Annotated in this window: 29 protein-coding genes; 11 read left to right on the plus strand and 18 right to left on the minus strand. The window is 65.7% G+C overall.

All coding sequences use genetic code 11. From position 1 onward, the window contains the following. Positions 1-124 precede the first annotated feature (124 nt). The gene (locus HYN69_RS01460; protein WP_108434177.1) at positions 125-769 is read left to right on the plus strand and encodes an NADPH-dependent F420 reductase; all 645 of its coding nucleotides are present in this window, start codon (positions 125-127) and stop codon (positions 767-769) included. Between the two features lie 224 nt (positions 770-993). On the opposite strand, the gene HYN69_RS01465 is transcribed toward HYN69_RS01460, so the two are convergent. From HYN69_RS01465 to map, 8 genes are all read right to left on the minus strand, one after another. Further along, on the minus strand, positions 994-1,497 hold the full coding sequence (locus HYN69_RS01465; RefSeq protein WP_108434178.1) for a YidB family protein: 504 nt from the start codon (positions 1,495-1,497) through the stop codon (positions 994-996). Between the two features lie 31 nt (positions 1,498-1,528). After that, complete coding sequence (locus HYN69_RS01470) at positions 1,529-1,780, minus strand: GlsB/YeaQ/YmgE family stress response membrane protein (RefSeq protein ID WP_108434179.1); 252 nt, start codon at positions 1,778-1,780, stop codon at positions 1,529-1,531. 111 nt (positions 1,781-1,891) lie between these two features. Continuing rightward, positions 1,892-2,809, minus strand: a complete 918-nt coding sequence (locus HYN69_RS01475) for an ornithine cyclodeaminase family protein (RefSeq protein WP_108434180.1) — start codon at positions 2,807-2,809, stop codon at positions 1,892-1,894. Then, positions 2,806-3,429, minus strand: coding sequence for an HAD family hydrolase (locus tag HYN69_RS01480; protein ID WP_108434181.1), 624 nt, complete (start codon positions 3,427-3,429; stop codon positions 2,806-2,808). Before HYN69_RS01480 ends, HYN69_RS01475 begins: the two co-directional genes overlap by 4 nt. Further along, positions 3,404-4,375, minus strand: coding sequence for a DMT family transporter (locus HYN69_RS01485; protein ID WP_108434182.1), 972 nt, complete (start codon positions 4,373-4,375; stop codon positions 3,404-3,406). Before HYN69_RS01485 ends, HYN69_RS01480 begins: the two co-directional genes overlap by 26 nt. A 143-nt stretch (positions 4,376-4,518) precedes the next feature. Then, positions 4,519-4,974 carry a YaiI/YqxD family protein gene (locus tag HYN69_RS01490; protein WP_108434183.1) on the minus strand — a complete coding sequence of 152 codons (456 nt, stop codon included), beginning with the start codon at positions 4,972-4,974 and terminating at the stop codon, positions 4,519-4,521. After that, positions 4,967-5,797, minus strand: coding sequence for an S-formylglutathione hydrolase (gene fghA, locus HYN69_RS01495; RefSeq protein WP_108434184.1), 831 nt, complete (start codon positions 5,795-5,797; stop codon positions 4,967-4,969). The genes HYN69_RS01490 and fghA overlap by 8 nt, the downstream gene beginning before the upstream one ends. A 321-nt stretch (positions 5,798-6,118) precedes the next feature. Beyond that, entirely contained in the window at positions 6,119-6,949 is an 831-nt protein-coding gene (gene map / locus HYN69_RS01500) for a type I methionyl aminopeptidase (RefSeq protein WP_174213590.1), read from the minus strand. A gap of 131 nt (positions 6,950-7,080) precedes the next feature. Here map and HYN69_RS01505 point away from each other — a divergent pair, with 131 nt between their 5' ends. Genes HYN69_RS01505 through HYN69_RS01515 form a run of 3 tightly spaced genes read left to right on the plus strand, consistent with a single transcriptional unit; the run spans position 7,081 to position 9,558 of the window. Continuing rightward, complete coding sequence (locus tag HYN69_RS01505) at positions 7,081-7,800, plus strand: competence/damage-inducible protein A (protein WP_108434185.1); 720 nt, start codon at positions 7,081-7,083, stop codon at positions 7,798-7,800. Then, positions 7,797-8,501 carry a GNAT family N-acetyltransferase gene (locus HYN69_RS01510; RefSeq protein ID WP_108434186.1) on the plus strand — a complete coding sequence of 235 codons (705 nt, stop codon included), beginning with the start codon at positions 7,797-7,799 and terminating at the stop codon, positions 8,499-8,501. Before HYN69_RS01505 ends, HYN69_RS01510 begins: the two co-directional genes overlap by 4 nt. 19 nt (positions 8,502-8,520) lie before the next feature. Further along, the gene (locus tag HYN69_RS01515; RefSeq protein WP_108434187.1) at positions 8,521-9,558 is read left to right on the plus strand and encodes an OmpA family protein; all 1,038 of its coding nucleotides are present in this window, start codon (positions 8,521-8,523) and stop codon (positions 9,556-9,558) included. Between the two features lie 18 nt (positions 9,559-9,576). On the opposite strand, the gene HYN69_RS01520 is transcribed toward HYN69_RS01515, so the two are convergent. The 5 genes from HYN69_RS01520 to HYN69_RS01540 all read right to left on the minus strand — a co-directional run bounded on the left by HYN69_RS01520 (position 9,577) and on the right by HYN69_RS01540 (position 14,731). Next, positions 9,577-10,482, minus strand: coding sequence for a LysR family transcriptional regulator (locus tag HYN69_RS01520; protein WP_108436973.1), 906 nt, complete (start codon positions 10,480-10,482; stop codon positions 9,577-9,579). 164 nt (positions 10,483-10,646) lie between these two features. Beyond that, on the minus strand, positions 10,647-12,638 hold the full coding sequence (locus HYN69_RS01525; protein ID WP_108434188.1) for an NADPH-dependent 2,4-dienoyl-CoA reductase: 1,992 nt from the start codon (positions 12,636-12,638) through the stop codon (positions 10,647-10,649). A 182-nt stretch (positions 12,639-12,820) separates the two neighbouring features. Beyond that, the gene (locus tag HYN69_RS01530; protein WP_108434189.1) at positions 12,821-13,192 is read right to left on the minus strand and encodes a hypothetical protein; all 372 of its coding nucleotides are present in this window, start codon (positions 13,190-13,192) and stop codon (positions 12,821-12,823) included. 2 nt (positions 13,193-13,194) lie between these two features. Next, the gene (locus HYN69_RS01535; protein ID WP_108434190.1) at positions 13,195-13,971 is read right to left on the minus strand and encodes a DUF6478 family protein; all 777 of its coding nucleotides are present in this window, start codon (positions 13,969-13,971) and stop codon (positions 13,195-13,197) included. Positions 13,972-14,107: 136 nt separating this feature from the next. Further along, entirely contained in the window at positions 14,108-14,731 is a 624-nt protein-coding gene (locus HYN69_RS01540) for a hypothetical protein (protein ID WP_108434191.1), read from the minus strand. A gap of 169 nt (positions 14,732-14,900) precedes the next feature. Between HYN69_RS01540 and HYN69_RS01545 the strand changes: the two genes are divergently transcribed. From HYN69_RS01545 to HYN69_RS01560, 4 genes are all read left to right on the plus strand, one after another. After that, positions 14,901-15,341: a GNAT family N-acetyltransferase gene (locus HYN69_RS01545; protein ID WP_159082324.1), complete on the plus strand. Its 441-nt coding sequence runs from the start codon at positions 14,901-14,903 to the stop codon at positions 15,339-15,341. 98 nt (positions 15,342-15,439) lie between these two features. Then, positions 15,440-16,333 carry an acetyl-CoA carboxylase, carboxyltransferase subunit beta gene (gene accD / locus HYN69_RS01550; protein ID WP_108434193.1) on the plus strand — a complete coding sequence of 298 codons (894 nt, stop codon included), beginning with the start codon at positions 15,440-15,442 and terminating at the stop codon, positions 16,331-16,333. A gap of 1 nt (position 16,334) precedes the next feature. Next, entirely contained in the window at positions 16,335-17,609 is a 1,275-nt protein-coding gene (locus tag HYN69_RS01555; protein WP_108434194.1) for a bifunctional folylpolyglutamate synthase/dihydrofolate synthase, read from the plus strand. Positions 17,610-17,676: 67 nt separating this feature from the next. Continuing rightward, entirely contained in the window at positions 17,677-18,129 is a 453-nt protein-coding gene (locus HYN69_RS01560; RefSeq protein WP_108434195.1) for a PIN domain-containing protein, read from the plus strand. On the opposite strand, the gene HYN69_RS01565 is transcribed toward HYN69_RS01560, so the two are convergent. Further along, positions 18,104-18,736 carry a TetR/AcrR family transcriptional regulator gene (locus HYN69_RS01565; RefSeq protein WP_230426457.1) on the minus strand — a complete coding sequence of 211 codons (633 nt, stop codon included), beginning with the start codon at positions 18,734-18,736 and terminating at the stop codon, positions 18,104-18,106. The genes HYN69_RS01560 and HYN69_RS01565 overlap by 26 nt on opposite strands. A 129-nt stretch (positions 18,737-18,865) precedes the next feature. Between HYN69_RS01565 and mbfA the strand changes: the two genes are divergently transcribed. Beyond that, a complete protein-coding gene (gene mbfA / locus HYN69_RS01570) occupies positions 18,866-19,843 on the plus strand; it encodes an iron exporter MbfA (RefSeq protein WP_108434196.1) in 978 nt (325 codons plus the stop codon). Next, positions 19,843-20,535, plus strand: coding sequence for a nitroreductase family protein (locus tag HYN69_RS01575; protein WP_108434197.1), 693 nt, complete (start codon positions 19,843-19,845; stop codon positions 20,533-20,535). Before mbfA ends, HYN69_RS01575 begins: the two co-directional genes overlap by 1 nt. Positions 20,536-20,643: 108 nt before the next feature. Here the strand turns inward: HYN69_RS01575 and HYN69_RS01580 are convergent, their stop codons facing one another. From HYN69_RS01580 to HYN69_RS01590, 3 genes are read right to left on the minus strand one after another with little or no spacing between them, the layout of a single operon-like run. Continuing rightward, on the minus strand, positions 20,644-21,288 hold the full coding sequence (locus tag HYN69_RS01580) for an HAD family hydrolase (protein WP_108434198.1): 645 nt from the start codon (positions 21,286-21,288) through the stop codon (positions 20,644-20,646). Then, positions 21,285-21,848 (minus strand): 16S rRNA (guanine(966)-N(2))-methyltransferase RsmD, encoded by a 564-nt coding sequence (rsmD, locus tag HYN69_RS01585; protein ID WP_108434199.1) that lies wholly within the window; start codon positions 21,846-21,848, stop codon positions 21,285-21,287. Before rsmD ends, HYN69_RS01580 begins: the two co-directional genes overlap by 4 nt. After that, on the minus strand, positions 21,848-23,053 hold the full coding sequence (locus tag HYN69_RS01590; protein ID WP_108434200.1) for an NAD(P)/FAD-dependent oxidoreductase: 1,206 nt from the start codon (positions 23,051-23,053) through the stop codon (positions 21,848-21,850). Before HYN69_RS01590 ends, rsmD begins: the two co-directional genes overlap by 1 nt. Before the next feature lie 91 nt (positions 23,054-23,144). Here HYN69_RS01590 and HYN69_RS01595 point away from each other — a divergent pair, with 91 nt between their 5' ends. Beyond that, positions 23,145-23,633, plus strand: a complete 489-nt coding sequence (locus HYN69_RS01595) for a peroxiredoxin (RefSeq protein ID WP_108434201.1) — start codon at positions 23,145-23,147, stop codon at positions 23,631-23,633. 17 nt (positions 23,634-23,650) lie between these two features. Here HYN69_RS01595 and HYN69_RS01600 read toward each other — a convergent pair whose 3' ends face one another. Next, positions 23,651-24,418, minus strand: a complete 768-nt coding sequence (locus tag HYN69_RS01600; protein WP_108434202.1) for a sulfite exporter TauE/SafE family protein — start codon at positions 24,416-24,418, stop codon at positions 23,651-23,653. Positions 24,419-24,478: the final 60 nt, after the last annotated feature.

Below are 24,478 nucleotides of genomic sequence, written 5' to 3' on the forward strand. Positions count from 1 at the left end.
TCGTGTCAGACGCAGGCTAAGAAATGTCGGTGTGCAGTTAACACACATTCATATAATCGACCGGACAGTAAATGGGCGCTGACGATCTTCCCCTTACGGCCCAGTTTTAAGAGTGGAGAATGAAATGACTATCGGAATCATCGGTGCAGGCGCACTTGGCAGCGGTGTGGCACGGGCTTTGGCCAAGGTCGGCATCAGCGCCACCATCGCCAACAGCCGTGGGCCGGAATCGCTGGCCGATCTCGTCAAGGAAATCGGCCCGACGCTGAAGGCAGGCACTCTGGCCGAAGCGGCAGCCGCCGACATCGTGCTGGTCGCGCTGCGGTGGGTCGACGCCGAAAAGGTGCTGTCTGCCCTTCCGGCATGGAACGGGCGGATCGTCATCGACGGCACGAACCCGGTCGCCTTCCTGGAAGAAGGTAGCCCCGAGCGGAACGACCCGACCAACCCGTTCGCGGCCTATGGCATCGCGCCAATCGATCTGGGTGGCGTCGCGTCGACCGACATCTTTGCAGGCTTTGTGCCGGGTGCGCGGGTGGTCAAGGCGTTCAACCATCTGGATGTGGACGTGCTTAAAGAGCCGACCGTGAACGGCGGGCAGCGTGTGCTGTTCTATTCGGGCAATGATGCCGCAGCCAAGGCCGAGGTCGGTGCAGTCATCGAAAAGATGGGCTTCTTCGCCGTCGATGTCGGGACGCAAGCTGTCGGCGGGGCGTTGGCACAACTTCCCTTCGGCGCGCTGGCCATGACGAACTTCGTCAGGGTCTGATATCGCCCGACCGGGGCCCGCAAGATTGCGGGTCCCGGCAAACTACCAGCTCGCCGCATGGACGGACAAAGGCATTCCGCACATATTTCGCCAAGGGCGCGATGAACACCAAGCCGCATGCCGCCACTGCTGCCAACCGGCGCCCGATCCACTTGTTTATGACTGTAGGCCGGTTGAGCGATTGCACGGGCGCAGCGGCCCTTGCAAACTGCCCTACAGGCACGTCAGAGCAGGCTTTGCGCTTCGTCCTCGGTCGGGATGCGGCCGTGGGGGGTGAAGCGGTCGACGGTTTGCGGCAGGTTGTGCGACAGGCGTTCGAGGATCTCGCTGCGCGACAGGCCGGTCGTCTGGGCCAGTTCGTCAAGCGTGTCGTGGCCGAGCGCCTGTTCGAGCTCGCTGTGGTCGATGGGCTGGTTCGAGCCTGACCCGACCCAGCTTTCGGCGCGGTCGCGGTGACCGGACTGGCCAAAACGCTCCATCAGTTCGCCGATGCCGCCGGCAAGCCCGCCGCCGCCGAGGCTGCCGAGAAGGCCGCGAAGACCGCCACCCGATCCCGTGCCCTGCCCGCCGCCGAGGCCGCCCGAAAACATGCCTCCGGATGCGTTGGGCTGCTGGCCGGACGCGCCGCCTGCGCCGCCGAGCATGTCACCCAGTTTGTCGCGGTTCTGGTAGCCGGCGACGGTGGCTATGCCCAGAAGGGCAAGAAGGGACGGGGTGGAACGGGCCATGATGGTCCTCCTGTGGATGGGTTCGGGTGGGTCAGCGGCGGCGCGAGACGGCGCCCCAGATCACGAGCACGATTACCGCACCGACGATCGCTGCGATGATGCCCGCGCCTTCGTTCGGGCCATACCAGCCCAGCGCCTGACCGAGGTAGGTGGCGACGAAGGCGCCGACGATGCCCAGAAGCGTGGTGAGGATGAAGCCCGAGGGTTCATTGCGGCCGGGTGTGATCAGCTTGGCGATGACGCCTGCGAGAAAGCCGATGATGATGGTCCAGATGATCGACATGGGGGGCGCGGCCTTTCAGAGCTTGGGGCCGGTGCGGCCCCTTGCGTTCTGAACGCGCCGATGTGCTGGCGGTTCCGAGCGGCCCGCTTGATGGCCCGTCTTATGACCCGCCTAACGGTTTGCCCAGCGGCCCATGATGTAATGCGCGGTCATCAGGTCGAGATGCGCGCCGCCGCCGTTCTTGGCGATGGTGATCTGATCTGGCGAATGGCGGCAGTAGATGCCTGACGCCAGATCGTAGAAATCGGCGCGGATGTCGGTTTCGGTGATCGTGCCATTTGCGAGCGGGTCTATCAGCTCTCCGATATGGTGCAGCGTGGTGGCGCGGCTGTCGACGAAGACGGTGGCGCGGCGCATCGCTTCGTCGTCGACCTCGCGCATGTCGGGGCGGTAGGCGCCGATCAGGTCGAGGTGCTGGCCGGGCCGCAGCCATGCGCCCCGGATCAGGGGTTCGGTCGACATGGTTGCGGTGCAGATGATGTCGGCGCGGCCCACGGCGGCGGCAAGGTCGGTCACGGCGGTGACGCGCGGGTCGACTGCGGCCATGGCCGCGGCTGCGGCGGGGGTGCGGTTCCAGACGAGGAAGCGGGCATCGGAGAAATGCGAGGCGTAGGCATCGACCATCGACCGCGCCACGGTGCCCGCGCCGACGAGCAGGATGGTGGAGGAATCGGGGCGGGCGAGTTTCTTTGCGGCCAGCAGCGAGTCGCCGGCGGTTTTCCATTTGGTGACGAGGTGGAAATCGACCAGCGCCAGAAGCTCTCCGGTCTGGTCATCGAACAGGGTAACCGCGCCGTTGATCGTGGGGCGATGCAGGGCGGCATTGCCGGGAAAAACTGTTGCGACCTTGACCAGTTGCGCCATGCCGTCGATCCACGCGGCGCGGTTCAGGATGGTGTCGGCGCCGCGATGGAACAGGATATCGTCGATCTGCGCCCGTGGCAGGCGGTGGCCCGCTTCGATCGCGTCGGTCAGGCCCTGCCATGAGAGAAGCCGTTCGGCCCCGGGTCCGATGATGTTCGGGATCATAATCCGGCCTCGGCTTTGGTGAGCAGGCCTTGGGCGATCAGGCAGTCGGCCCAGCCTTGCCAATTCAGGAAGTGGTGGGTGCGCCAGCCGCGTGCTGCGGCGGCGGCGATGTTGTCGGCGCGGTCGTCGGTGAACAGCAGCCGGTCGGGGGCGATGCCGCAATCGCTTTCCACCATGGCATAGATGCGCGGATCGGGTTTCATCACGCCCATGCGGCCCGAGACGTAGAGGCGGTCGAAGTCGCGCAGGAAGGGCAGGCTATCGGCATGATTCGCAAAGGTTTCGCCGCTGGCGTTGGTCAGGGCAAAGACCGGAACGCCCTTGGCGCGCAGCGCGTGGAGCAGGCGGACCCCACCGTCGATCAGGGGCTGCGCCAGTTCGGGCCAGCGGTCATGCCAAAGCCGGATCTCGGGTGCCCAGTCGGGGTGGGCCGTGGCGCAGTCGTAGACGGTCTGGCGGAAGGGGTCGCCTGCGTCGATGCGGTCGTTCATGGCGTGCAGATCGACGGCTGCGAAAAGGGCGCGGCGGCGGTCCTCGCCTATCACGCGGTCGTAAAAGGCTTCGGGCTGCCAGCGGGTCAGCACATTGCCGATGTCAAAGATCACTGCCTCGGGGGTCACCTGTGATGTCCTTCTTGCGGCGGACGGTTTCGCGCCAGAGCGTATAGATGCCCGCGCCGCAGATCAGCGCAATGCCCAAAGCGGCGGTGGCGTCGGGCCATGTGCCGAAGACGACGATGCCCCAGAAGATGGCAAGCGGCATGGCGGCATATTCGAAGGGCGCCACGAGTGCGGCTTCGAGCAGGCGGTAGGCTTGGCTCACCATCAGCCCACCCACCGCAACGGCGATGCCGGTGGCAAGGAACCACGGCGCGTCATGCAAGGGTGGCCAGACCCATGGGCGCAGCAGAAAGGCGACCGAGGCATTGTCCGACCCCGAAAACTGGCCTTGGCCGACTGTCAGGCCCATCAGGGTGGACAAAAGGATGAAGCCGCATTGGACGTAGAACGAAAGCGTCATGGCGGATTCGGTATCCTTCATCCGCCGTGTCATCATGTGGCTGGATGCGTAGCAGAAGGCCGAGATCAGCACGAGGATCGCGGCGGGCTGGATCACCCCCGTGCCGGGGCGCAGCATGACGACGACGCCCGCCATGCCGACGCAGACCGCAAGCCAGCGGCGCGGCCCGACCTTTTCGCCAAGCACGAGGATCGACAGCAGCGTGACCAGAAGCGGCGAGACGAAGGCGATTGCCACGGCATCGGCAAGCGGCAGGGCGGCGAGGCCAAGGAAGTAGCACAGGTTCGAGCAGAGCACGAAGCCGACGCGGATCATATGGTCGCGGCCGCGGCGGGTGATGATCTGGCGAAAGCCGGTGCCGGAAAAATGCATGAGCGCGAGCAGGAAGACCATGCCGATCGCGGCACGGATCAGGATGACCTGATGCAGCGCGTAAGAGCCGGACAGGAACTTGATGGCAAGGTCGTTGATCGACAGCGTGGCGCTGCCGCCTAGGGCCAGAAGGATGCCCGTTAGGGTGGTGCGGGCTGCGGGTTGGGTGGTCATGATGACGGCAGTCAACCGCGCTTGGCGCGGCGTTTCTATCCTGCCTGCGACATGGCGGGTGGCAAAGGAGGGTGGGTGAATCACCCACCCTACGGTTGCGTGCCGCCTTTCGTAGGGTGGGTGCTCTGCACCCGCCGCCCGGCTTAGCCAAGCGCCTTGGCGGCGCGGAGTTCGTGTTCCAGCACTTCGAGAAAACGCGAGCGGTCAGCTTTCGAAAAGGGCCGGCCGCCGCCCTGACGGAACGGGTCGGCGCTGCGAAGGTCTTGCATCAGGTCGCGCGTGGCCAGCACGTTGCCGATGTTGCGCCCGGTAAGCACCTCTCCATTGTGTTTCACCACGACCGCGCCTGCGGCGATCACCTTGGCGGCAAGGGGTATGTCGCCCGTCACCACCACATCGCCCGGCCCCGCCTGTTCGGCAATCCATTTGTCGGCCTCGTCCGGTCCGGCGGAAACGAAGACGCTTTCGACCAGGGGGTTGGCCGACGGGCGGATGCCGCCGTTCGACACCATCAGCATACGGACGCCGTGGCGTGTGGCGACGCGCTCGGCCTCGTCCTTGACCGGGCAGGCGTCGGCGTCGATGAAGATCCTAGGCATGCAGCGCCGCTGCGTGGAAGGCGACGTGTTCCTCCATGAAGGTGGAAATGAAGAAGTAGCTGTGATCATAGCCCTTTTGCATGCGGAACGATCCGCCCTGACGGCGCGACGCCATCGCTTCGGCCATTGCCTCGGGTTTCAGAAGGTCGAGAAACTGGTCGGCGGTACCCTGATCTATAAGCATCGGGCCATCGAAGCCGCGTTTGCGCATCAGAAGGGTGGCGTCATAGGGGGCCCATGTCGCTTCGTCCTTGCCAAGATAGGCGGTGAACTGTTTGCGGCCCCAGTCGCTGGCAGTGGGGTTGCAGATCGGGGCAAAGGCGGACACCGAGCGGAAGCGGCCCGGAAAGCTCATGGCGATGGTCAAGGCACCGTGGCCGCCCATGGAATGGCCGGTGATCGACTGCGCCACCTCGGCCAATGGAAAGGCGGAGAAGAGCACGTTGGGCAGTTCGTCGGTGATGTAATCCCACATCTGGAAATGCGGCTCCCACGGGTCTTCGGTGGCGTTGACGTAGAAGCCCGCGCCTTGGCCCAGATCATAGGCCGTGTCGTCGGCCACCTGCGCGCCGCGCGGCGAGGTGTCGGGAAACACGAGGCCAATCCCCGCTTCGGCCGCCCAACGCTGCGCGCCGGATTTCACCATGGCATTGTCATGCGTGCAGGTCAGACCCGACAGGAACCACAACAGCGGAACCGGCCCGTCCTCGGCCTGCTCGGGCAGGAAAAGGCCAAAGGTCATGTCGCAATCGCACAGGTCCGAAGGGTGGGTATAGACGCCCTGCACGCCACCGAAAGCCCGGCTTTCCGATACGGTCTTCATTGCACATCCTCATCTTGACGCGCCCAAATTTCCACGCAGCGCGCGGGGTTGCAACCCTGCGTGGCGATTTTGATGCCGTGGCATTGCGGGGATGGAAAAGAAGGGGGCTCGCCCCCCTCGCCCTTCGGGCTCACCCCGAGGATATTTGAGCAAGCATGAAAGCGGCAAGGGGAATGCTTGTTTCACGCTGGCTTAAATATCCTCGGGGAGGTGAATTGGCCGGAACGGCCAAGAGGGGGGTGCGAGCACCCCCCTTACTTACGCCCGAGCGCGCATGCGCGAGATATGGCTTGCCCGCGCGCTTGCGCGGGCTCCGTTTGGTCATTGGGTGGGGTGGAAGCGGCCTGCGGGCGAGAGGGTGAATATCTGGCAGCCCGTGGCGGTGACGCCGACGGAATGTTCGAACTGCGCCGACAGGCTTTTGTCGCGGGTGATTGCGGTCCAGTCGTCCGACAGCACCTTGGTCTCGGGGCGGCCGAGGTTGACCATCGGTTCGATGGTGAAGAACATGCCCTCTTCCAGCACCGGCCCCGTGCCGGGGCGGCCGTAGTGCAGCACATTGGGGGGCGAGTGGAACACGCGGCCAAGGCCGTGGCCGCAGAAGTCGCGCACCACCGACATGCGGTTGGCTTCGACGTAAGTCTGGATCGCGTGGCCGATGTCGCCGAAGGTGTTGCCCGGTTTCACCGCCGCGATGCCGCGCATCAGGGCTTCGTGCGTGACGTTTATCAGGCGCTGGGCAAAGGGTTTGGCGCTGCCTGCCACATACATGCGGCTTGTGTCGCCGAACCAGCCATCCACGATCACGGTCACGTCGATGTTCAGGATGTCTTGCGTCTGCAACACGTCATTGCTGCGGCCCGGCACCTTGCTGCCCGGGATGCCGTGGCACACCACATGGTTCACGCTGATGCACGAGGCGTGCTGGTAGCCCTTGTATCCCACCGTGGCCGAGGTCACGCCGTGGCGTTCGACCTCGGCCGTGATGAAGGCGTCGATCTCGCCGGTCGTCGCACCCGGCACCACAAGGGGGGCCACCGCGTCGAGGATTTCGGCGGCGATGCGGCCCGCGGCGGCCATGCCTGCGAAATCTGCATCCTCGTGGATGCGGATACCGTCCCGTGTGATGCGACCGCGCGTTTCGTCCAACATAACCGTCCTTGCGACTCTTTGGTCATAGATAGGCAAAACCGGGAGCGAAGACCAGACCCGCGCCAAAGGGACTTTGAAACGGTGCGCCTGCGTCCTATACCCCGTTTGACGCGCAATACAGGAGAGAGCCGATGCCCAACCCCACCGCTGCTATGCTGGTGATCGGCGATGAAATCCTGTCGGGGCGCACGCGCGACAGCAACATGCATCATCTGGCGCAGCGCCTGACCGAGCATGGCATCACGCTTGCCGAGGCGCGGGTGGTGCCTGACGAGCAGGGGCGCATCGTGGCGGCGTTGAACGATCTCCGCCGCGCTTACGACCATGTGTTCACCAGCGGCGGCATCGGGCCGACGCATGACGACATCACCGCCGATGCGATTGCCGTGGCCTTTGGCGTGGCGATCACCCACCGCGCCGATGCGATGGCATTGCTTGCCGCGCATTACGAACGGGCGGGGCTGCCGTTCAACGATGCGCGGCAGCGGATGGCGCGGATACCCGACGGGGCGAGCCTGATCGACAACCCGATCAGCACCGCGCCGGGGTTCACGCTGGGCAATGTGCATGTGATGGCGGGGGTGCCCAATATCTTCGAGGCGATGCTGGCGGGGGTTTTGCCTACGCTCACGGGCGGAGCGCCGCTTTTGTCGCAATCCTTGCGGGTCAATCGGGGCGAGGGCGAGATTGCCGGAGACTTCGCCGCGCTGGCGGCCGAGTTTTCCGACCTGTCGATGGGCAGCTATCCGTTCAATACCAATGGCGTCTATGGCACCAATCTGGTGATCCGGGGCACCGAACCTGCACGGATCGATGCCGCGATGACACGGCTTGCGGCGCTGTTTGCATGATCGGCCTGCCCGCCCTGACGGAAGCGACATGGCCTGCGGCTTCGGTGCGCCGTGTCGGGCCTTGGGCCATCCGCGAAGGGCAGGGCGGCGGGCAGCGCGTTTCGGCGGCGGGTGCTGCGGCGGGGTGGCGCGACGCCGATATTCCGCAGGCCGAGGCGGCGATGGCTGCACTGGGGCAAGAGCCGCTGTTCGTCATCTGGCCCGAGGATGCATCGCTGGATGCGGCGCTGGCGGCGCGGGGGTATCGCATCAACGATCCGGTCGTTGCCTATGCCGCGCCCTGTGCCGCGCTGGCTGATCCTGCGCCACCCTTTCTGACCACCTTTCCGCATTGGCCGCCGCTGGGCATTGCCGCTGCGTTATGGGCCGAGGCGGGCACCGGCCCTGCGCGGCTGGCGGTGATGGACCGCGCCACGGGGCCGAAATGCGCCATTCTGGGGCGGGCGGGCGACCGTGCGGCAGGGGTGGCTTTTGTCGCCTTCCATGGCGAATTGGCGATGCTGCATGCGCTGGAGGTCGCGCCGCAGATGCGTCGGCAAGGAGTCGCGCACAACATTCTGCGGGCTGCGGCTGGTTGGGCGCAAGATCAGGGGGCGCAGACGCTGGCATTGTTGGTGACAGAGGCCAACGCGGGCGCGCGGGCGCTCTATGCTTCCCTAAGCATGCATGTTGTGGGACAGTATCACTATCGAAAGAGATAGCCCGAAAAGAGGCTGAGCAGTGAGAACCGACCCGAACCCTATCGCGCAAGCCTTGCGTCACAGCAGCCTTTGGCTTGGGCTGGTGTTCTGTGCGGCGCTGGTCCCTGTTCCGGTGCTTGGATTCTCGCTGGAATTTCCGCTGCCTGCGACTGCGCTGGGCGAGCGGCGCGCGGAACTGACCTCGTACCGATTGCCCACGGGGCCGTTCCGGCTGGATGCAGTGCCGACGCGGTTGACCGAGGGCACCTTGGACCAGACCGCGTGGCGGCTAGAGGCCGAGGGCAAGACGACGCTGGAGATATTGGCCCCCTTGCGCGTGCAGATCGCCAAGGCGGGGTGGGTCACGCTGTTCGAATGCGAGACCGAGGCCTGTGGCGGTTTCGATTTCCGCTACGGGATCGACGTGCTGCCGGAACCGGAAATGCATGTGGACCTTGGCGATTACCGCTTTCTGGCGGCAAGCCGTGTGGGCAAGCGGGGCGAGGAATTCCTGTCGCTGCTGGTCAGCCGGTCGGCGGACCGGGGCTTTGTGCAGATGACGCTCGTGGGGGCCGAGGCCGAGCCTGACCTTTCGGCTTCGACCAAATCGCCGGAAGACCCCGTAGAGGCGGATGTTGCGGCGGCGATTGCGGCGCAAGTGCCCGTTTTGCAGGTGGCGCCCGAATCGGTGGCCGCGCCCGATACGCTGGTTGCGGCGCTTTCGGCGGGGCAGGCTTTCGCGCTGGACGATCTGGTGTTCGCATCGGGCGTGGCGCGGTTGTCGGCGGGGGAATACCCGTCGCTTGGCATTCTGGCGGGTTGGATGCAGGCCAATCCCGACGCACAGGTCAGGTTGGTCGGCCATACCGATTCGTCGGGCGGGCGGGCCGAGAATACCGCGCTGTCGAAGAAACGGGCCGAGGCGATACGGGGTGAATTGGTGGCCCGTTTCGGCATCGATGCAGGCCGGATCACCGCTGACGGTGTTGGCCCCGACGCGCCGCGTGCCAGCAATGACACCGAGGCGGGGCGCAAGAAAAACCGGCGGGTCGAAGTGGTGCCCACCCCGACCCGCTGATGTCTTATCGGTGAAAAATCACCAGATGTCGGGCCCCTTGTCGATCAGGCTGCGGGCGAGGAAGTCGATGAAGGCGCGCACCTTGGGCTGGGTGAAACGTCCCGGCGGGTAGACCGCGTAGATGCCCTGGGTTTCGACCGGAAGGCCGGGGATCGCTTCTTCGACCAGCCCCTGTTTCATCGCGTCGTAATACAGGAACGAAGGCAGGTAGGCGATGCCAAGGCCCGACACGGCGGCGTTGAGCAGCGATTGGCCATCGTTCACGGTTAGCCAGCCCGCCGTGCGGACCTGACGCTTTTCGCCCGAGGGGGCGGTGATCTTCCAGACGTTGCCATTGGCCTGATTGGAATAGTGCAGCAGCTTGTGGTCATTCAGGTCGTCGATCTTCATCGGACGGCCATGGCGCTGGAAATAGGCGGGCGAGCCGATCATGCGCTTGGTGGTTTCAGTCAGCTTGCGCGCGCGGAGCGAGCTGTCTTCCAGCTCTCCCACGCGGATCGCCATGTCGAAACCTTCGCTGATCAGTTCCACGTAGCGATTGTTCAGCACCATGTTCACGGTGATGTCGGGGTATTCGAGCAGGAAATCCCCGAGGATCGGCGAGAGCAGGTTGACCCCGAAATCGGTGGCCACGCTGATTCGCAGCAGGCCCGAGGGTGCGGATTGCATCGAAGTGACCAGCGCATCAGCTTCGCCAGCATCGTTCAGCACGCGGCGGGCGCGGTCGTAATAGGCAAGGCCGATCTCGGTCGGTGACACGCGGCGCGTCGTGCGGTTCAGAAGGCGCGCCCCCAGACGCGCCTCGAGTGCCGAGACGTGCTTGGACACGGCGGATTTGGAAATGCCCATCTTCTTGGCTGCGTCGGTGAAGCCGCCTTGATCCACCACGGTGGCGAAGGCTTCCATCTCGGTCAGTCGGTCCATTGTTTTCCTCTGGCAAGCTATGAGGTCGTCTTTGGCGGTATTGATCGCCAATTCGGGCAGCATCGGGGCGCGGTTGCGTCCGATCCGCGGTATTGCGGGGTATCGTTGCTTTTGCGGAAACGGAAAGCCGACACTTCGGTCAGCGGCCCCGACCTTTGGACGGGTCAGAGCGTGGCGGCCAAGCGGGCGGCTTGGTCGATGGCGCGTTTGGCATCAAGCTCGGCTGCGACATCGGCGCCGCCGATGATGTGGCAGGGGGCGGAAAGGCTGGCGGCAAGGCTGCGGTTGGGGATCTGTCCGGCGCAGAGGACGACGGTGTCGACGGGCAGGAGTTCGGGGGCGCCGCCGCGTTCGATGGTCAGGCCTTGGGCGGTGATCTCGCGGTAGGTGACGCCGCCCAGCAGCGTCACGCCCTTGGCGGCGAGGGTGGCGCGGTGGATCCAGCCGGTGGTCTTGCCAAGGTTGCGGCCCGGCTTTTCGGCCTTGCGCTGCAACAGCCAGACTTGCCGTGCGGCGGGCGCAGGGTGGGGCCTGACCAAGCCGCCCGCGACCTGTGCCGGATCGCCCACGCCCCATTCGCGCCGCCATTGCGCGGGGTGCAGCGTGGGGCTGGTGGCTGCTTCGGTCAGGAACTGCGCCACGTCAAAGCCGATGCCGCCCGCGCCGACGATCGCCACGCGGGGACCGACGGGTGCGCCGTTCAGCACGTCGAGATAGGACAGCGCGCGGTCATGGCCTGCGATATCGGGCTGACGCGGGGTGACTCCGGTGGCGATGATCACCTCGTCGTAACCGGCAAGCAGGGCGGGGGTGGCGGGTGTGGACAGGCGCAGGTTGACGCCCGCCACGCGCAGGCGGGTGGCAAACCAGTCGATCAGGGGGCCGAATTCCTCCTTGCCCGGAATGCGGGCGGCAAGGCGGAGTTGGCCGCCGATCTGGCCCGAGGCTTCGAACAGGGTGACGCTGTGGCCGCGTTCTGCGGCGATGGCGGCTGCGGTCATGCCTGCGGGGCCTGCGCCGACCACGGCGATGCATTTGGGGGCGGTGGTCGGGGGATAGGTCAGGTCCAGCTCATGCCCCGCGCGCGGGTTCACCAGACAGGAGGCGATCTTGCCGGAAAAGGTGTGGTCGAGGCAGGCCTGATTGCAGGCGATGCAGGGCGCGATTTCGGCGCTGCGCCCGGCGGCGGCTTTCGCCACGAAATCCGAATCGGCAAGGAAGGGGCGGGCCATGCTGACCATGTCGGCCATGCCACGGGCCAGCAGGTCTTCGGCCACTTCGGGGGTGTTGATGCGGTTCGAGGCGATGACGGGGATGGTCACTTCGGCCCGCAAACGCTGGGTCAGGTGGGCAAAGGCGGCGCGGGGGACCGAGGTGGCGATGGTGGGCACCCGCGCCTCATGCCAGCCGATGCCGGTGTTGAGGATGGTGGCGCCCGCGGCTTCGATGGCGCGGGCGAGGGCGGCGACCTCGTCCCATGTCGAACCATCTGGTACGAGATCGATCAAGCTGATCCGGTAGATCAGCAGGAAAGCGGGGCCGAGGGCCTCGCGGATGCGGGTGACGATCTGAACCGGCAGGCGCATGCGGTTGGCATAATCCCCGCCCCAACGGTCGGTGCGGTGGTTGGTACGGCGGGCGAGGAACTGGTTGAGGAAGTAGCCCTCGCTTCCCATGACCTCGACACCGTCATAGCCCGCGTCGCGTGCGCGGGTGGCGGCGGTGACCATGTCGGCGATCTGCTTTTCGATGCCGGCCTCGTCAAGCTCGCGCGGGGGAAAGGGCGAGATCGGGGAACGGATGGCAGAAGGGGCGACGCAGTCCTTGCCGTAAGCGTAGCGGCCCGCGTGCAGGATCTGCATGGCGATGCGCCCGCCTGCGGCATGGACGGCGGCGGTGACGCGGGCGTGGTTCGTGATGTCATCAGGGGTGAAAAGCCCTGCCGCACCGGGGAATACGCCGCCTTCGGCATTGGGGGCCATGCCGCCCGTGACGATCAGCCCGACCCCGCCGCGCGCCCGTTCGGCGTAGAATGCCGCGACCCGCGCCCAGTCGCCCCGCTCCTCGAGCCCCGTATGCATCGACCCCATGACCACGCGATTGGGCAGGGTCAGCGGGCCGAGGGTGAGGGGGGCGAGAAGGTGGGGGTAGGGCATGGGCGTCTCCTGCCCGCCTTGATGGCGCAGCGAAGGACGGATGTCACGGCTCACGTGGCGTCAGGTTCTGTCACTGCAGGGGGCAACGATTTTTCTGCGAAAAATCAGCCCCCGCCCCCCGCCGGAGCGCGCCGTGAATTTTCGCAGAAAATTCGTTGGGCCGCAAAGGCGCCGGGGCGTGGTCAGGTCGTTTCCACGCAATGCCTGCGGAAGGCGCGTTTGAGCATGTCGAGTTCGGCGCGGAGCAGGTCGATCTCGGCGCGCAGGTCGTCTTCCATGGCGACGCCGGTGATGATGGTGAAATGCGCCAGCGTCTCGCCCGCCGCGCGGGCGCGGATGAGGAAGGTCTGCACGCCCTCGGTCAGGACCGCGGCGGGGATCGGCACCTTGACCAGCCATTGTCCCGTGGCGTCGGGAAGGGCGGTGACGGTCAGTCCGGGCAGGACCGCGTCGTTCAGGCGCACTTCGAGGCCGGGTTGGTCGACATCGGCTTTCAGCACGCCCTCCCACACTCCGCCGCGGATGCGCGTTTTCGTCAGGCTTACCCCGTCCATCGTCAAAGCTCCGCCCGTGGCCTGCGGCTGACCGTCAGGTCGCGCAGGGTGATCTGGTTCATTTCCGGCCCTTCGAAGATCAGGTCGATCCAGAGCCGTTCGATCCGCTTTTCGTTGACCTTGGTATAGGCCAGGTCGAATTCCACCATGGTCTCGGCCCCGTTGAGCGGCATCTCGCGGACCACCTGTTCGGTGTTCGGCCCGTGTTTCACGTTCAGGCGGGCAAAGATTTCCAGCGGTTTCTCGGTTTCGATGATCGCGTCGATCCGCACGAGATGGCGCAGTTTCAGGCCCTGCGCGCCTTCGTCGGGAAGGTCGATGACCAGTGACAGGAAAGATCCGTCGAAGCGGAATACGTCGAGCCTGAGGCCATAGGGCGCGACATCGGCTTCGCGTGTGTTCCTGATCTGGCGCAGGGTCAGTTCCGACTGGCGGCAATCGTGGAAGATGGTGGCACCCTCGCACACCTGCGTCCGCGTCGCCACGGCGGCCACGCCGGGGGTCGGGATCGGGCCTTTCCACAGTTCGGGACGCCAGACCCATTCGGTGCCGGGTTGCTTGCGGATGGCGTTAGAGCCGATGACGGGCAGGGCAAGGCGGTGATCGGCCACATGGATGATCCGGTCGAGCTGGCGGCGCAGGCTGCGGGCGCGGGTGCGCCAATGGCGCAGGTCGGCAAGGTCGGCAGCCGCGGCAGTGTCTGCCGCCTCTTGCCAAAGTTTCAGCGCCCGCCGCTGGAGAACCCTATCGAGAACCGTCGTAAGTTTTCCCAAAGCCACACCGTCTTTACCATTCCGCACCCGGGCTGACCCGAGGTTCGCCCCGCTTTATGCCGCAAAAGGCGTGCCGCGCCACTGGCTAATTGCCGGTTTTGTCGCCGATTGTAGACAGAGCGTGACCTTTCGCGCGGAAAGCCTAGGCGGGCGGCTGCACCGGCAGGCGATTCGCGGTGTCGAGGGCGGCGAGCGCGGCGTCGAGAAGCGACCGGCTTTGGTCGGATGTCAGGGGGGCATCGGGCGATCCGGTGACCGAAACGGTGGCAAGCCGTCCGCGCAGGCCACGAAAGGCGCGCCAGTATTCGCCCGTGGTGTTGTCGGCGACGTGGAGCACGAAGGTGGCATCCGTGCCTGCGGCAGAGAGCACGCGCACGTCTTCGGCCCGGCCTTCGCGGGCAAGGGCGGCGCGTCCGGCTTCGGACTGGAAAAAGGCGGCCAGTGCTTCGCCCCCGCCGGCCAGGACGCCTGCCGAGGCGGCTGGACCGACCGAGAGCGTGATGATCGCCGGAGGGGCCGATGCCGATGTGGCGCCCGAACAGCGCCCCATCAGAATCACCGCGCTGTCGTCGCCGCGCATGCCCGCGCCCGGAGAGATGCAATAGCCCGAGGGGGCCGACGCGACCACTGCGCCGTCGATGATCGGGATGGTGCGGATGCGGCTTGTTCCTGCGACATCGCAGCCCGCGACCGCGACCAGTGCCATGATCGACAGGCCAAGGCCCGACCTATGGCCAAATGCCCCATAGCGCGCTTTCAATTGCATCCCGAACACCCTTATCCAGCACCATGCCCCGGCTTTCGCTATGCAGGAGCGCCCCTTGCATAGCGCCGCGAGCGGCTTTGCGTCCACCTTTCTGCGAAAGCGCGTAGCGGACGATTGCCATTTGCCGCCGCTGGCGTTTGTCTGTGCGAAACGATTTGCGGAGAGACCCATGCGTATCAGACCCGTTCGCGACACCGATCACGCCGCATGGCTTGGCCTATTCCGCGCCTATGCCGGCTTTTACAAGACCAACCCGACCGCCGAAGCCGAAGCCGCCGTCTGGGGCTGGATCTTTAATGCGGCCGAACCCTTCTGGTGCGATCTGGCGGTCGACGCCGATGATCGCCCGCTTGGTTTTGCACAGTACCAGTTGATGCACCGGTCGCTGGGCGGGTCGAAGGTGTGCTACCTGTCGGACCTGTTCACACTGCCCGAGGCGCGGGGCCAAGGCGCGGGGCGGGCCCTGATCGACCACGTGCGCGCGGTTGCGGGGGGTATGGGCTGTCCCAACATTCGCTGGTTGACGGCCGAGGACAACGCGACCGCCCGCGCGCTTTACGATACGTACCAGCCGCGCACGCCCTTTGTGCTTTATTCCGTTCCGACGTGACGGAACGGGAACATCGCCCTGACAATTGCAATTCACCCCCCGCCGGACTATCTGTCCGCGGATAACAGACCGCCACGACCAAAGGGCTGCGCCTCGCGATGAACTGGATTTCCAATTACGTCCGCCCGAAGATCAACTCGCTCTTCTCGCGCCGCGAAGTGCCCGAGAACCTGTGGACCAAGTGCCCCGAATGCGGCACGATGCTGTTTCACCGCGAATTGCAGGCCAATCTGAACGTTTGCACCCATTGCGACCACCACATGGCGATCAGCCCGCGGGAACGGTTCGGGGCGCTGTTCGATGGCGGTATCTTTACCGAGGTCAAGGTGCCGGATGCGCTGGTCGATCCGTTGCAGTTCCGCGACCAGAAAAAATATCCCGACCGGCTGAAGACCGCGCAAAAGGCGACCGGAGAGCGCGAGGCGATGCTGGTGGCCGAGGGCGAGATTGCCCGCACGCCGATTGTCGCCGTGGCGCAGGATTTCAGCTTTATGGCCGGATCGATGGGCATGTATGTCGGCAACGCTATTCTGGCCGCCGCCGCGCGTGCGGTCGAGATGAAGCGCCCCTTGGTGCTGTTTTCGGCTGCTGGCGGGGCGCGGATGCAGGAAGGGATCTTGTCGCTGATGCAGATGCCGCGCACCACGGTCGCGGTTCAGATGCTGCGCGAGGCGGGGCTGCCCTATATCGTCGTCTTGACCCACCCGACCACGGGCGGGGTGACGGCATCTTACGCCATGCTGGGCGATGTGCAGATTGCCGAACCCAATGCGCTGATCTGCTTTGCCGGTCCCCGCGTGATCGAACAGACCATCCGCGAAAAGCTGCCCGAAGGGTTTCAGCGGGCGGAATATCTGCTGGATCACGGGATGCTGGACCGCGTGACGCATCGCAAGGCGCTGCGCGAGGAGTTGGTGACGATCATCCGCATGCTGACCGGACAGCCGCCCGCGATCCGGGGCGAGTTGACCTTGCAGCCTGCCGAAGCCTGACATGGCCACCGCTTACGGTTCCGATGCCGTCCTCGAACGGATGATGACCTTGCACCCCAAGGTCATCGACCTGACGCTTGACCGCGTGCACCGCTTGCTGGGGTTGCTCGGCAATCCCGAACGCGCCATTCCGCCGGGGATCCATATCGCGGGCACCAATGGCAAGGGCAGCACGCAGGCGATGATCCGCGCGGGGCTGGAAGCGGGGGGAAGCCGCGTGCATGCCTATACCTCGCCGCATCTGGCGCGGTTTCATGAACGCATCCGGCTGGCGGGCGAGTTGATCTCTGAACCTGCGCTGACCACGCTGCTGGATGAGTGTGTGGCAAAGAACGGTGCGGACGAGATCACGTTTTTCGAGATCACCACCTGCGCGGCTTTCCTCGCCTTTGCGCGCACGCCTGCGGATTGGACCTTGCTTGAGGTCGGGCTGGGCGGGCGGCTCGATGCGACCAATGTGATCGAACCGGCGCTGTCGATCATCACGCCGGTCAGTCTGGACCATCAGGCGTTCCTTGGCGATACGGTCGGCGCGATTGCGGGCGAAAAGGCCGGGATTATCAAGCGCGGCGTGCCCTGCATCGTGGGACCGCAGACAGACGAGGGGCTTGCCGTGATCGAGGCGCGGGCCGAACGGCTGGGCGCGCCCTTGCTGGTTTATGGCCAGCACTGGCATGTCTGGGAAGAAAACGGGCGGATGCTCTATCAGGACGAGCGGGGGCTTTTGGACCTGCCGCTCCCGAACCTGCCCGGACCGCACCAGATCCAGAACGCCGGTGCCGCGATCACCGCGTTGCGCCATCTGGGCCGCGACGAGGCTGCGGTCGAAGCCGCCGTGACCCGTGCCGAATGGCCCGCCCGTATGCAGCGCCTGCGCCGTGGGCCGCTGGTCGACAGCGCGCCTTCGGTCGAGTTGTGGCTGGACGGCGGGCACAATCCGGCAGGGGGCGAGGCGGTGGCCGCCACGCTGGCGCGGATGCCCGAACGCGAGACGCATGTGATTTGCGGGATGCTGAACACCAAGGATGTCACGGGCTATATGGTGCCGCTTGCCCCCCATGTGACGCGGCTGCATGCCGTGACCATACCGGGGGAAAAGAACACCCTTCCCGCCGATGAGACGGCAGATGCCGCCCGCGCGGCGGGGATCGACGCGGTGGCAGCTGGATCGGTGGCCGAGGCCTTGGCCGCAATCGCCGCCGCAACGCCCGCCGCCCGCGTGCTGATCTGCGGGTCGCTCTATCTCGCCGGAGCGATCCTGCGCGAGAACGGCTAATTCAACCCGACCCTCGGGAGAGTCGTGCTAAAGGTTAACGCAGTTTGATTCTGCAAAGACCTTTGCCATGACATCTCTTTCGCCTGTTTCCGGCCCTGCCGCGTCGCGTGTCGCCGTTCTGATCGACGGCGACAACATCCCCCAGTCGTTCCGCCCCGAGATCGACCGCCACGCCCGCGAGATGGGACGCGTGGTGTCGGGGCAGGTGTTCGGCGACATCGCCCTGCACAGCGACTGGGCGAAAGAGGCGGGTGAGAAGACCGAGCGGCCTATACTTGCGCTTGTGAAGGAATTGATCCGCACCAAGGGGGATGCGACAGGGTTGGAGATTGTGCGGCTGAACTCTCTGCACGGCACGATCGGTTTTCGTGCTTCGCAAACGCCGGAAAAGCAGTGGCGGGCCTGGTTGCGGGCAAGGCCGGACCATTTCGAACTTGATCCGAAGGGTCCGGAAAGCCGCGTGCGGCTGGTCGCATCGGCCAGCGCGACTGCGCCTAACGCCGCCCGTAGCGGGCCATGAACATCGCAACCGCGCCTTCGACCACCCGTGTCACATCGCGGGGCTTGGCGTCGTTGATGCCGAAGATGGCGCGGTCATGCAGGTCCGCCTTGCACAGTTGCGCGAATTGGTCGGCGGCAAGGTCGAGGTCATCGACCGCGATTTCGCCCCGTGCGACCGCCTTGGACAGGTAGCCGACCAGACGCTGGCGCACCATCAAGGGGCCGGAGTGGTAGAATTCCTGGCCCAAGGCGGGGAAACGGTCACTTTCGGCCACGCACATGCGGAACATGCGCTGGCCGAATTCGGATTGGCCAAAGCGCACGATGCGGGTTCCGGCCACGCGCAGCACCTCGGCCACGGGGGCGGTGTCGTCGATCAGGGCGGCGGCTTCGGTCGCCTGACGGGAACATTCGGCCTTGGCGACTTCGGTGAACAGCAGGCGTTTGTCGGGGAAATAGCTGTAAAGCGTGGCCTTGCTGACGCCTGCCTCGCGGGCGATGTCATCGACCGAGGCGCCTTCGAAGCCGTCGCGCAGGAAGATGCGGCGCGCGCCGTCGAGCACCTGATCGAACTTGCGGCCCCTGCGGATGGTCGGCGCGGGCAGAGCGGTCACGGTTGCGGACATGGTTTCCCCCCACGTTTCCCAGCATAGACAGGCGTGGCCCCTGCGACAAGCGGTCCGGTCTTTTCGGCTTGCCGCAGCGCGGGGCTTCGTTATCTTAGAATGATTCCAAACTGACAGGTGTGCCTTTCGATGATACCCGGACTGACCACCCGCCGCCGCTTTTCCGATCTGACCGAGCAAGAGGTTCTGGCGCTCGCCATCTCCTCCGAGGAGGACGACGCCCGCATCTACCGCAGCTATGCGGAACGGTTGCGGGGCGAATACGCCGCATCCGCTGCCGTGTTCGACGGCATGGCGCGGGAGGAAGATGCCCATCGCCAACGGCTGATCGAATTGCACCGCAGCCGGTTTGGCGAGGTGATCCCGCTGATCCGGCGCGAGCATGTGGCGGGGCATTATGCGCGCAAGCCGGTGTGGCTGACGGCGAACCTGCCCATCGCCACGATCCGCACCGAAGCGGCGGCGATGGAGGCCGAGGCGCACCGCTTTTACACCCGCGCCGCGCAGGCGACGACCGATGCGGCCACGCGCAAGCTGCTGGGCGATCTGGCGGCGGCCGAGGCCGGGCATGAACGGCGGGCGGGGGAGTTGGCCGAGGCGCATCTGACCGGCGAGGCCCGCGAAACCGAGGACGCGACCGCGCGGCGGCAGTTCATCCTGACATGGGTGCAACCGGGGCTGGCGGGGCTGATGGACGGGTCGGTGTCCACGCTCGCGCCGATCTTTGCCACGGCTTTCGCCACGCAGGATACGTGGACGACCTTTCTGGTGGGCACGGCGGCTTCGGTGGGGGCCGGTATCTCGATGGGGTTCACCGAAGCCGCGCATGATGACGGGGTGCTGTCGGGGCGGGGCAGTCCGTGGAAGCGCGGGTTGGCGTCAGGGGTGATGACGACGCTGGGCGGGATGGGGCACGCGCTGCCCTATCTGATACCCGATTTCTGGACGGCGACGATCATCGCCATGGTGGTTGTCTTTGTCGAATTGTGGGCGATTGCGTGGATCCAGAACCGCTTCATGGAGACGCCTTTCCTGCGGGCGGCCTTGCAGGTGGTGTTGGGTGGTGCTTTGGTCTTTGCGGCGGGGGCTTTGATCGGAGGCGGCTGATGTATCGCAAGGGTGAGGTGAGCTATCAGCCGCTGGCCCTGCCCGACCGCGTTCAGGTGCCGGATGGTCAGGCGCTGGCGCAGGCCGAGGCGTTTCTGGCCTATATGAAAAAGCGCCATTCGGTGCGGCAGTTTTCCACCCGCATGGTGCCCGAAGCTGTGATCGCCGCCTGCATCGCCACGGCGGCGACAGCACCTTCGGGGGCGAACCACCAGCCTTGGCATTTCGTGGCGGTGGCCGATCCGGGCCTCAAGGCGCGGATCAGGGAGGGCGCCGAGGAGGAAGAGCGGGCCTTTTATGCGGGCGGGGCGAGCGACGAGTGGCTTGCCGCTTTGGAACCCATCGGGACAGGGGCGGAAAAGCCGCATCTGACCGATGCGCCATGGTTGATCGTGGTCTTTGCGCAGCGGTACGGGGTCACGATGGATGGCGCTCGCTACAAGAATTACTACGTGCCGGAAAGCACTGGCATTGCCACGGGGTTTCTGATCGCGGCGCTGCATCATGCGGGGCTGGTTTGCCTCGAACATACGCCGAACCCGATGAAGTTTCTGGGGCCTTTGCTGGGGCGGCCCGACCATGAGAAGCCGGTGATGATCTTGCCGGTGGGCTGGCCTGCCGAAGGGGCCACGGTGCCTGCGGTGGCCAAGCGGAAGAAGCCGCTGGATCAGGTGATGTCGGTGTTCGGGTAAGCGATTTCTTACGAAGAAATCGCGGCGGAATTTGACGCAAATTCCGGGCGCAGCGTCGGACACCGGTTTTTGCGTCAAAAACCGGCGCGAAATCTGCGTCAGATTTCGCTACAGGCCCAGAAGCGCGGGCAGGGCGTGCATCGACGAAAAGAGCCGCGCGCCCGTGGCTGCGAGCGCGGGGTGGTCGCCCTGCGGGGCGTAGCCGAAGCAGGCCATTCCGGCAGCGCGGGCGGCGGTGGCGCCTGCGACCGAATCTTCGATGACCACGCAACCGGCAGGTTCGATGCCAAGGCGCGATGCCGCGAGCAGGAACAGGTCTGGCGCGGGTTTGGGTTTGCCGATGGCTTGGCCGGAATAGAGGTGCCCCCGGAAGCGGTCGATCAAGCCGTGCTGGCCCAAGGTGATGTGCATCTTTTCGACGGTGCCGTTCGACCCCATCGCAAAGGGGATGCCTGCGCGGTCGAGCGCGTCGAACACTCCGGTGATGCCGTCGATCAGGGCGGTGTTCTCGCGCAGCATGGCATACATGCGGCGGTAGAAATCGGCCACCCAATCGTCGGGCAGGTTCGCACCGGCGGCGCGGGCGCGGGTGGCGACGGTCTCTACCGTGCCGCCCACGTATTTCGCGTTCAACTCGTCAAGGCTGACGGGCAGGCCGTAGCGGACAAGATCGGCCTGCACCATCAGCAGGGTGGGGTGTTCGCTGTCCACCACCACGCCATCGCAATCGAAGATCACGGCACGGGGCGTCATGGGCGCAGCCGCAGCAGGGTGACATGCGTGTCGCCATAGCGGCGCTGGTCGACGGTGTCGAAACCGGCGGGGGGCAGGGGGGACGCACCTTCCTCCCATACCACCAGTGCGTCGGGGGCAAGCCAGCCGCCCGACAGCAGCGAGGCGAGGGCGGCTTCGCCAAGCGATTTGCCGTAAGGCGGGTCGAGGAACACAAGGCCGAAACGGTCGCCCTTGTTTGCGCCCATCTTGGTCGCGTCACGGCGCCAGACATCGGTTACGCCACCCGTGCGGGTCAGTTCGATGTTGCGGCGCAAGAGGGCGCGGGCGGCGGTGCCGTCATCGACGAAGGTTGCCTGCGCCGCGCCGCGTGACAGGGCTTCCAGCCCCAAGGCGCCGGTGCCCGCGAAGAGGTCGAGCACGCGGGCGCCGGTGATCGGGTCGCCGTGGCCGCCATTTATGAGCAGGTTGAAGATCGACTCGCGCACGCGGTCGGAGGTGGGGCGCAGATGCGCCTTGGGGTCTCCGTCGCCCACGGGGGCGAGGTGAAGGCCGCGGAATTGGCCGCCGATGATACGCATTACTTCAGCAGGGCTTTCAGGTTGGTCGCAGGGTCGGCGATGGCGGCGGGGTCCACGCTGCGGCCCTGTTCGATCAGGCGTTTGCCGACCATATAGGCTCGGCTGTCGTTCATCGCATCCACCGCAAGCAGGGTTTCGCCGCGGAAATACCAGAAGGACACCGCGTCACCTTCGGGGCCGCGCGTCACGATGCGGTCATATCCGCTGTTCAGGCCTGCGATCTGCAGTTTGGTGTCGTATTGATCCGACCAGAACCACGGTTGCGCGGTATAGGGCGCGTTGGCCCCTGTGATGTTGGCGGCCACGGCTTCGGCCTGGTCGATGGCATTGCCGACCGATTCCAGCCGCAAGCGCCCGCCCTGCCACGGGAATGACGCGCAATCGCCCGCCGCCCAGACATGCGGGGCCGAGGTGCGGCCCATGGCATCGGTGCGGATGCCGTTTTCCAGCGCGATGCCCGCCGCCTCGGCCAGTGCCGTGGCGGGCAGGATGCCCACGCCTGCGATGACGAAATCGGCGGGCAGTTCGCGCCCGTCGGTCAGGCGAACGCCTGTCACGCGGGCCTCGCCAAGCAGGCGGTCGAGACCGGTCGATTCCATGATCTTGACGCCACGGGCGCTGTGCAGGGCGCGGAAATAGTCGGATGTTTCGGGTGCGGCCACCCGTTGCAGGATGCGGGGGGCCATTTCCAGCACGGTCACGTCCAGCCCCAGTTTCGCGCCGACTGCTGCCGCTTCCAGCCCGATATAGCCGCCGCCCACGATCACCAGCCTGCGGCCTGCGCCGAATTCGGCCCGCATCGCATCGACATCGGCCAGCGTGCGGACGGTGTAGACGCCTGCGAGGTCACCGCCCACGGCTGCGGGCAAGCGGCGCGGGGTCGAGCCGGTGGTCAGCACGAGGTCGGTATAGGACAGCACATCACCGCCGACGGTGACGGTCTGCGCCACCGTATCTATGGCGGCAACGGGGGTGCCAAGGCGCAGGGTGATCGACTGGTCGGCGTAGAAATCGGCCGAGCGGAGCCAGAGCCGTTCTTCCCCGATCTCGCCCAGAAGATAGGCCTTCGACAGGGGCGGGCGCTGGTAGGGGGGCTTGGGTTCCTCACCGATCAGGGTTATCGCGCCGTCGAAGCCAAGGCCGCGCAGCTTGGCGGCACAGGCCGCTCCGGCCTGACCTGCGCCGATGATGATGACATGCGCCATGCGCGTCTCCCTGCCTGCCAAGACTGGCCTTCGTTCGGGCCGGACCCTATATCCCGCACTGGACGAAACGCAACGCGAAGAGGGACGAAGAATGACGATTTCCGTGGGGGCCAAGCTGCCCGAGGCCACATTGTTGAAGCGTGAAGATGGCAATATCGCACCCGTCGCACTGGGCGACAAGCTCAAGGGCCGCAAGGTCGTGGTCTTCGGCCTGCCGGGGGCGTTTACCGACACCTGTTCCACCATCCACCTGCCCAGCTTCATGCGGACGCGCGAGAAATTCGCGGCCAAGGGGATCGACGAGATCATCTGCGTGTCGGTCAACGATCCGTGGGTGATGGAAGCCTGGGATGCGGCCACGGGCGCGGGCAAGGCGGGGGTTACGCTGCTGGCCGATGCGGATGCTTCCTTCACCAAGGCGATCGGCATGGATTTCAGCGCCGGTGTGGTGGGCTTGCTCGACCGGTCGGTGCGTTATGCGATCTATGCCGAGGATGGTGTGGTCAAGGTCTTGAACACCGAGGAAAAGCCCGGCGCTTGCGAGCTGTCGGTGGGCGAGACGCTGCTCGGGCAGATCTGACGCGCTGCGCCGCGCCCTTACATCAGGGCGCGGCGGATCAGGTTCAGGCCCATCACGATCAGCACCGCTTGGGTCCACCAGCGAAAGCGGTTCTGGTCGAGACGGTCTTGCAGGGCGTATCCCAGCGACATGCCGATCTGCGCCGGAATGACGAGTGCGGCGGAAAAGCCCAGCGAGGCGGGGTTGGCAAGGCCGGTCTGGATATGCGCGCCCAAAAGCGTGACCGCGCCCAGCAGGAAGGCCACGCCAAGCGCCCTGACGGTTTCGAGCTTTGGCACTCCGGTGGACAAAAGGTAAACCAGAAGCGGCGGGCCCCAGACGCCGGACACGCCGCCATACAGCCCGCCCAGCACCCCCAACCCCCATTCCGCGACGCGCTGGTGGCGCAGCGGCAGGGTCGGGCTGCGGCCTGACAGGTTGAACGCCGCATAGGCCGTGATCGGCACGCCCAGCAAAAGCAGCATCGCCGGTTGCGGCAGCACGCGCACGAATTGCGCCGAGACGATGATGAAGACCGCCATTGCCAGCAAGAAGCGCCAGAACTTGGCGGTGGTGGCAAGGGCGGGGCCTATGCCTTGGCGCAGGGCTTGGCTGAGGTTGGTTACGAGCGTCGGCAGGATCAGTCCTGCCAGCGCGAGGTCGGGCGGCAGGAAGCTGGAAAAGGCGCTTATCATGATCATCGGCATGGCAAAGCCGACCGCGCCCTTGACGAATCCGGCCACCAGCGTGACCGCGACCGCCACCCAGAAGGCGCCCGCGCCTTGCCCTGCCATGATCAGGTCCATGCCTGCCCTTTCGTCTTTGGCGGCAGAGTGGCGGCTTGGCGCGGCAATGGGAAGGGCGGA

It is taken from the genome of Gemmobacter aquarius (assembly GCF_003060865.1).
In the GTDB taxonomy this organism is placed as follows: domain Bacteria; phylum Pseudomonadota; class Alphaproteobacteria; order Rhodobacterales; family Rhodobacteraceae; genus Paragemmobacter; species Paragemmobacter aquarius.

What these genes read in the sequence shown, in the direction of transcription:
- HYN69_RS01560 (WP_108434195.1), top strand. Translation starts at nt 17,677, where the DNA reads ATGACATCTCTTTCGCCTGTTTCCGGCCCTGCCGCGTCGCGTGTCGCC.
- HYN69_RS01575 (WP_108434197.1), top strand. Translation starts at nt 19,843, where the DNA reads ATGTATCGCAAGGGTGAGGTGAGCTATCAGCCGCTGGCCCTGCCCGAC.
- HYN69_RS01600 (WP_108434202.1), bottom strand. Translation starts at nt 24,418, where the DNA reads ATGGACCTGATCATGGCAGGGCAAGGCGCGGGCGCCTTCTGGGTGGCG.
- mbfA (WP_108434196.1), top strand. Translation starts at nt 18,866, where the DNA reads ATGATACCCGGACTGACCACCCGCCGCCGCTTTTCCGATCTGACCGAG.
- HYN69_RS01475 (WP_108434180.1), bottom strand. Translation starts at nt 2,809, where the DNA reads ATGATCCCGAACATCATCGGACCCGGGGCCGAACGGCTTCTCTCATGG.
- fghA (WP_108434184.1), bottom strand. Translation starts at nt 5,797, where the DNA reads ATGAAGACCGTATCGGAAAGCCGGGCTTTCGGTGGCGTGCAGGGCGTC.
- HYN69_RS01530 (WP_108434189.1), bottom strand. Translation starts at nt 13,192, where the DNA reads ATGGACGGGGTAAGCCTGACGAAAACGCGCATCCGCGGCGGAGTGTGG.
- HYN69_RS01595 (WP_108434201.1), top strand. Translation starts at nt 23,145, where the DNA reads ATGACGATTTCCGTGGGGGCCAAGCTGCCCGAGGCCACATTGTTGAAG.
- HYN69_RS01580 (WP_108434198.1), bottom strand. Translation starts at nt 21,288, where the DNA reads ATGACGCCCCGTGCCGTGATCTTCGATTGCGATGGCGTGGTGGTGGAC.
- HYN69_RS01540 (WP_108434191.1), bottom strand. Translation starts at nt 14,731, where the DNA reads ATGCAATTGAAAGCGCGCTATGGGGCATTTGGCCATAGGTCGGGCCTT.
- HYN69_RS01545 (WP_159082324.1), top strand. Translation starts at nt 14,901, where the DNA reads ATGCGTATCAGACCCGTTCGCGACACCGATCACGCCGCATGGCTTGGC.
- map (WP_174213590.1), bottom strand. Translation starts at nt 6,949, where the DNA reads ATGTTGGACGAAACGCGCGGTCGCATCACACGGGACGGTATCCGCATC.
- HYN69_RS01520 (WP_108436973.1), bottom strand. Translation starts at nt 10,482, where the DNA reads ATGGACCGACTGACCGAGATGGAAGCCTTCGCCACCGTGGTGGATCAA.
- accD (WP_108434193.1), top strand. Translation starts at nt 15,440, where the DNA reads ATGAACTGGATTTCCAATTACGTCCGCCCGAAGATCAACTCGCTCTTC.
- HYN69_RS01505 (WP_108434185.1), top strand. Translation starts at nt 7,081, where the DNA reads ATGCCCAACCCCACCGCTGCTATGCTGGTGATCGGCGATGAAATCCTG.
- HYN69_RS01470 (WP_108434179.1), bottom strand. Translation starts at nt 1,780, where the DNA reads ATGTCGATCATCTGGACCATCATCATCGGCTTTCTCGCAGGCGTCATC.
- HYN69_RS01460 (WP_108434177.1), top strand. Translation starts at nt 125, where the DNA reads ATGACTATCGGAATCATCGGTGCAGGCGCACTTGGCAGCGGTGTGGCA.
- HYN69_RS01590 (WP_108434200.1), bottom strand. Translation starts at nt 23,053, where the DNA reads ATGGCGCATGTCATCATCATCGGCGCAGGTCAGGCCGGAGCGGCCTGT.
- HYN69_RS01565 (WP_230426457.1), bottom strand. Translation starts at nt 18,736, where the DNA reads ATGTCCGCAACCGTGACCGCTCTGCCCGCGCCGACCATCCGCAGGGGC.
- HYN69_RS01465 (WP_108434178.1), bottom strand. Translation starts at nt 1,497, where the DNA reads ATGGCCCGTTCCACCCCGTCCCTTCTTGCCCTTCTGGGCATAGCCACC.
- HYN69_RS01485 (WP_108434182.1), bottom strand. Translation starts at nt 4,375, where the DNA reads ATGACCACCCAACCCGCAGCCCGCACCACCCTAACGGGCATCCTTCTG.
- HYN69_RS01490 (WP_108434183.1), bottom strand. Translation starts at nt 4,974, where the DNA reads ATGCCTAGGATCTTCATCGACGCCGACGCCTGCCCGGTCAAGGACGAG.
- HYN69_RS01525 (WP_108434188.1), bottom strand. Translation starts at nt 12,638, where the DNA reads ATGCCCTACCCCCACCTTCTCGCCCCCCTCACCCTCGGCCCGCTGACC.
- HYN69_RS01555 (WP_108434194.1), top strand. Translation starts at nt 16,335, where the DNA reads ATGGCCACCGCTTACGGTTCCGATGCCGTCCTCGAACGGATGATGACC.
- rsmD (WP_108434199.1), bottom strand. Translation starts at nt 21,848, where the DNA reads ATGCGTATCATCGGCGGCCAATTCCGCGGCCTTCACCTCGCCCCCGTG.
- HYN69_RS01510 (WP_108434186.1), top strand. Translation starts at nt 7,797, where the DNA reads ATGATCGGCCTGCCCGCCCTGACGGAAGCGACATGGCCTGCGGCTTCG.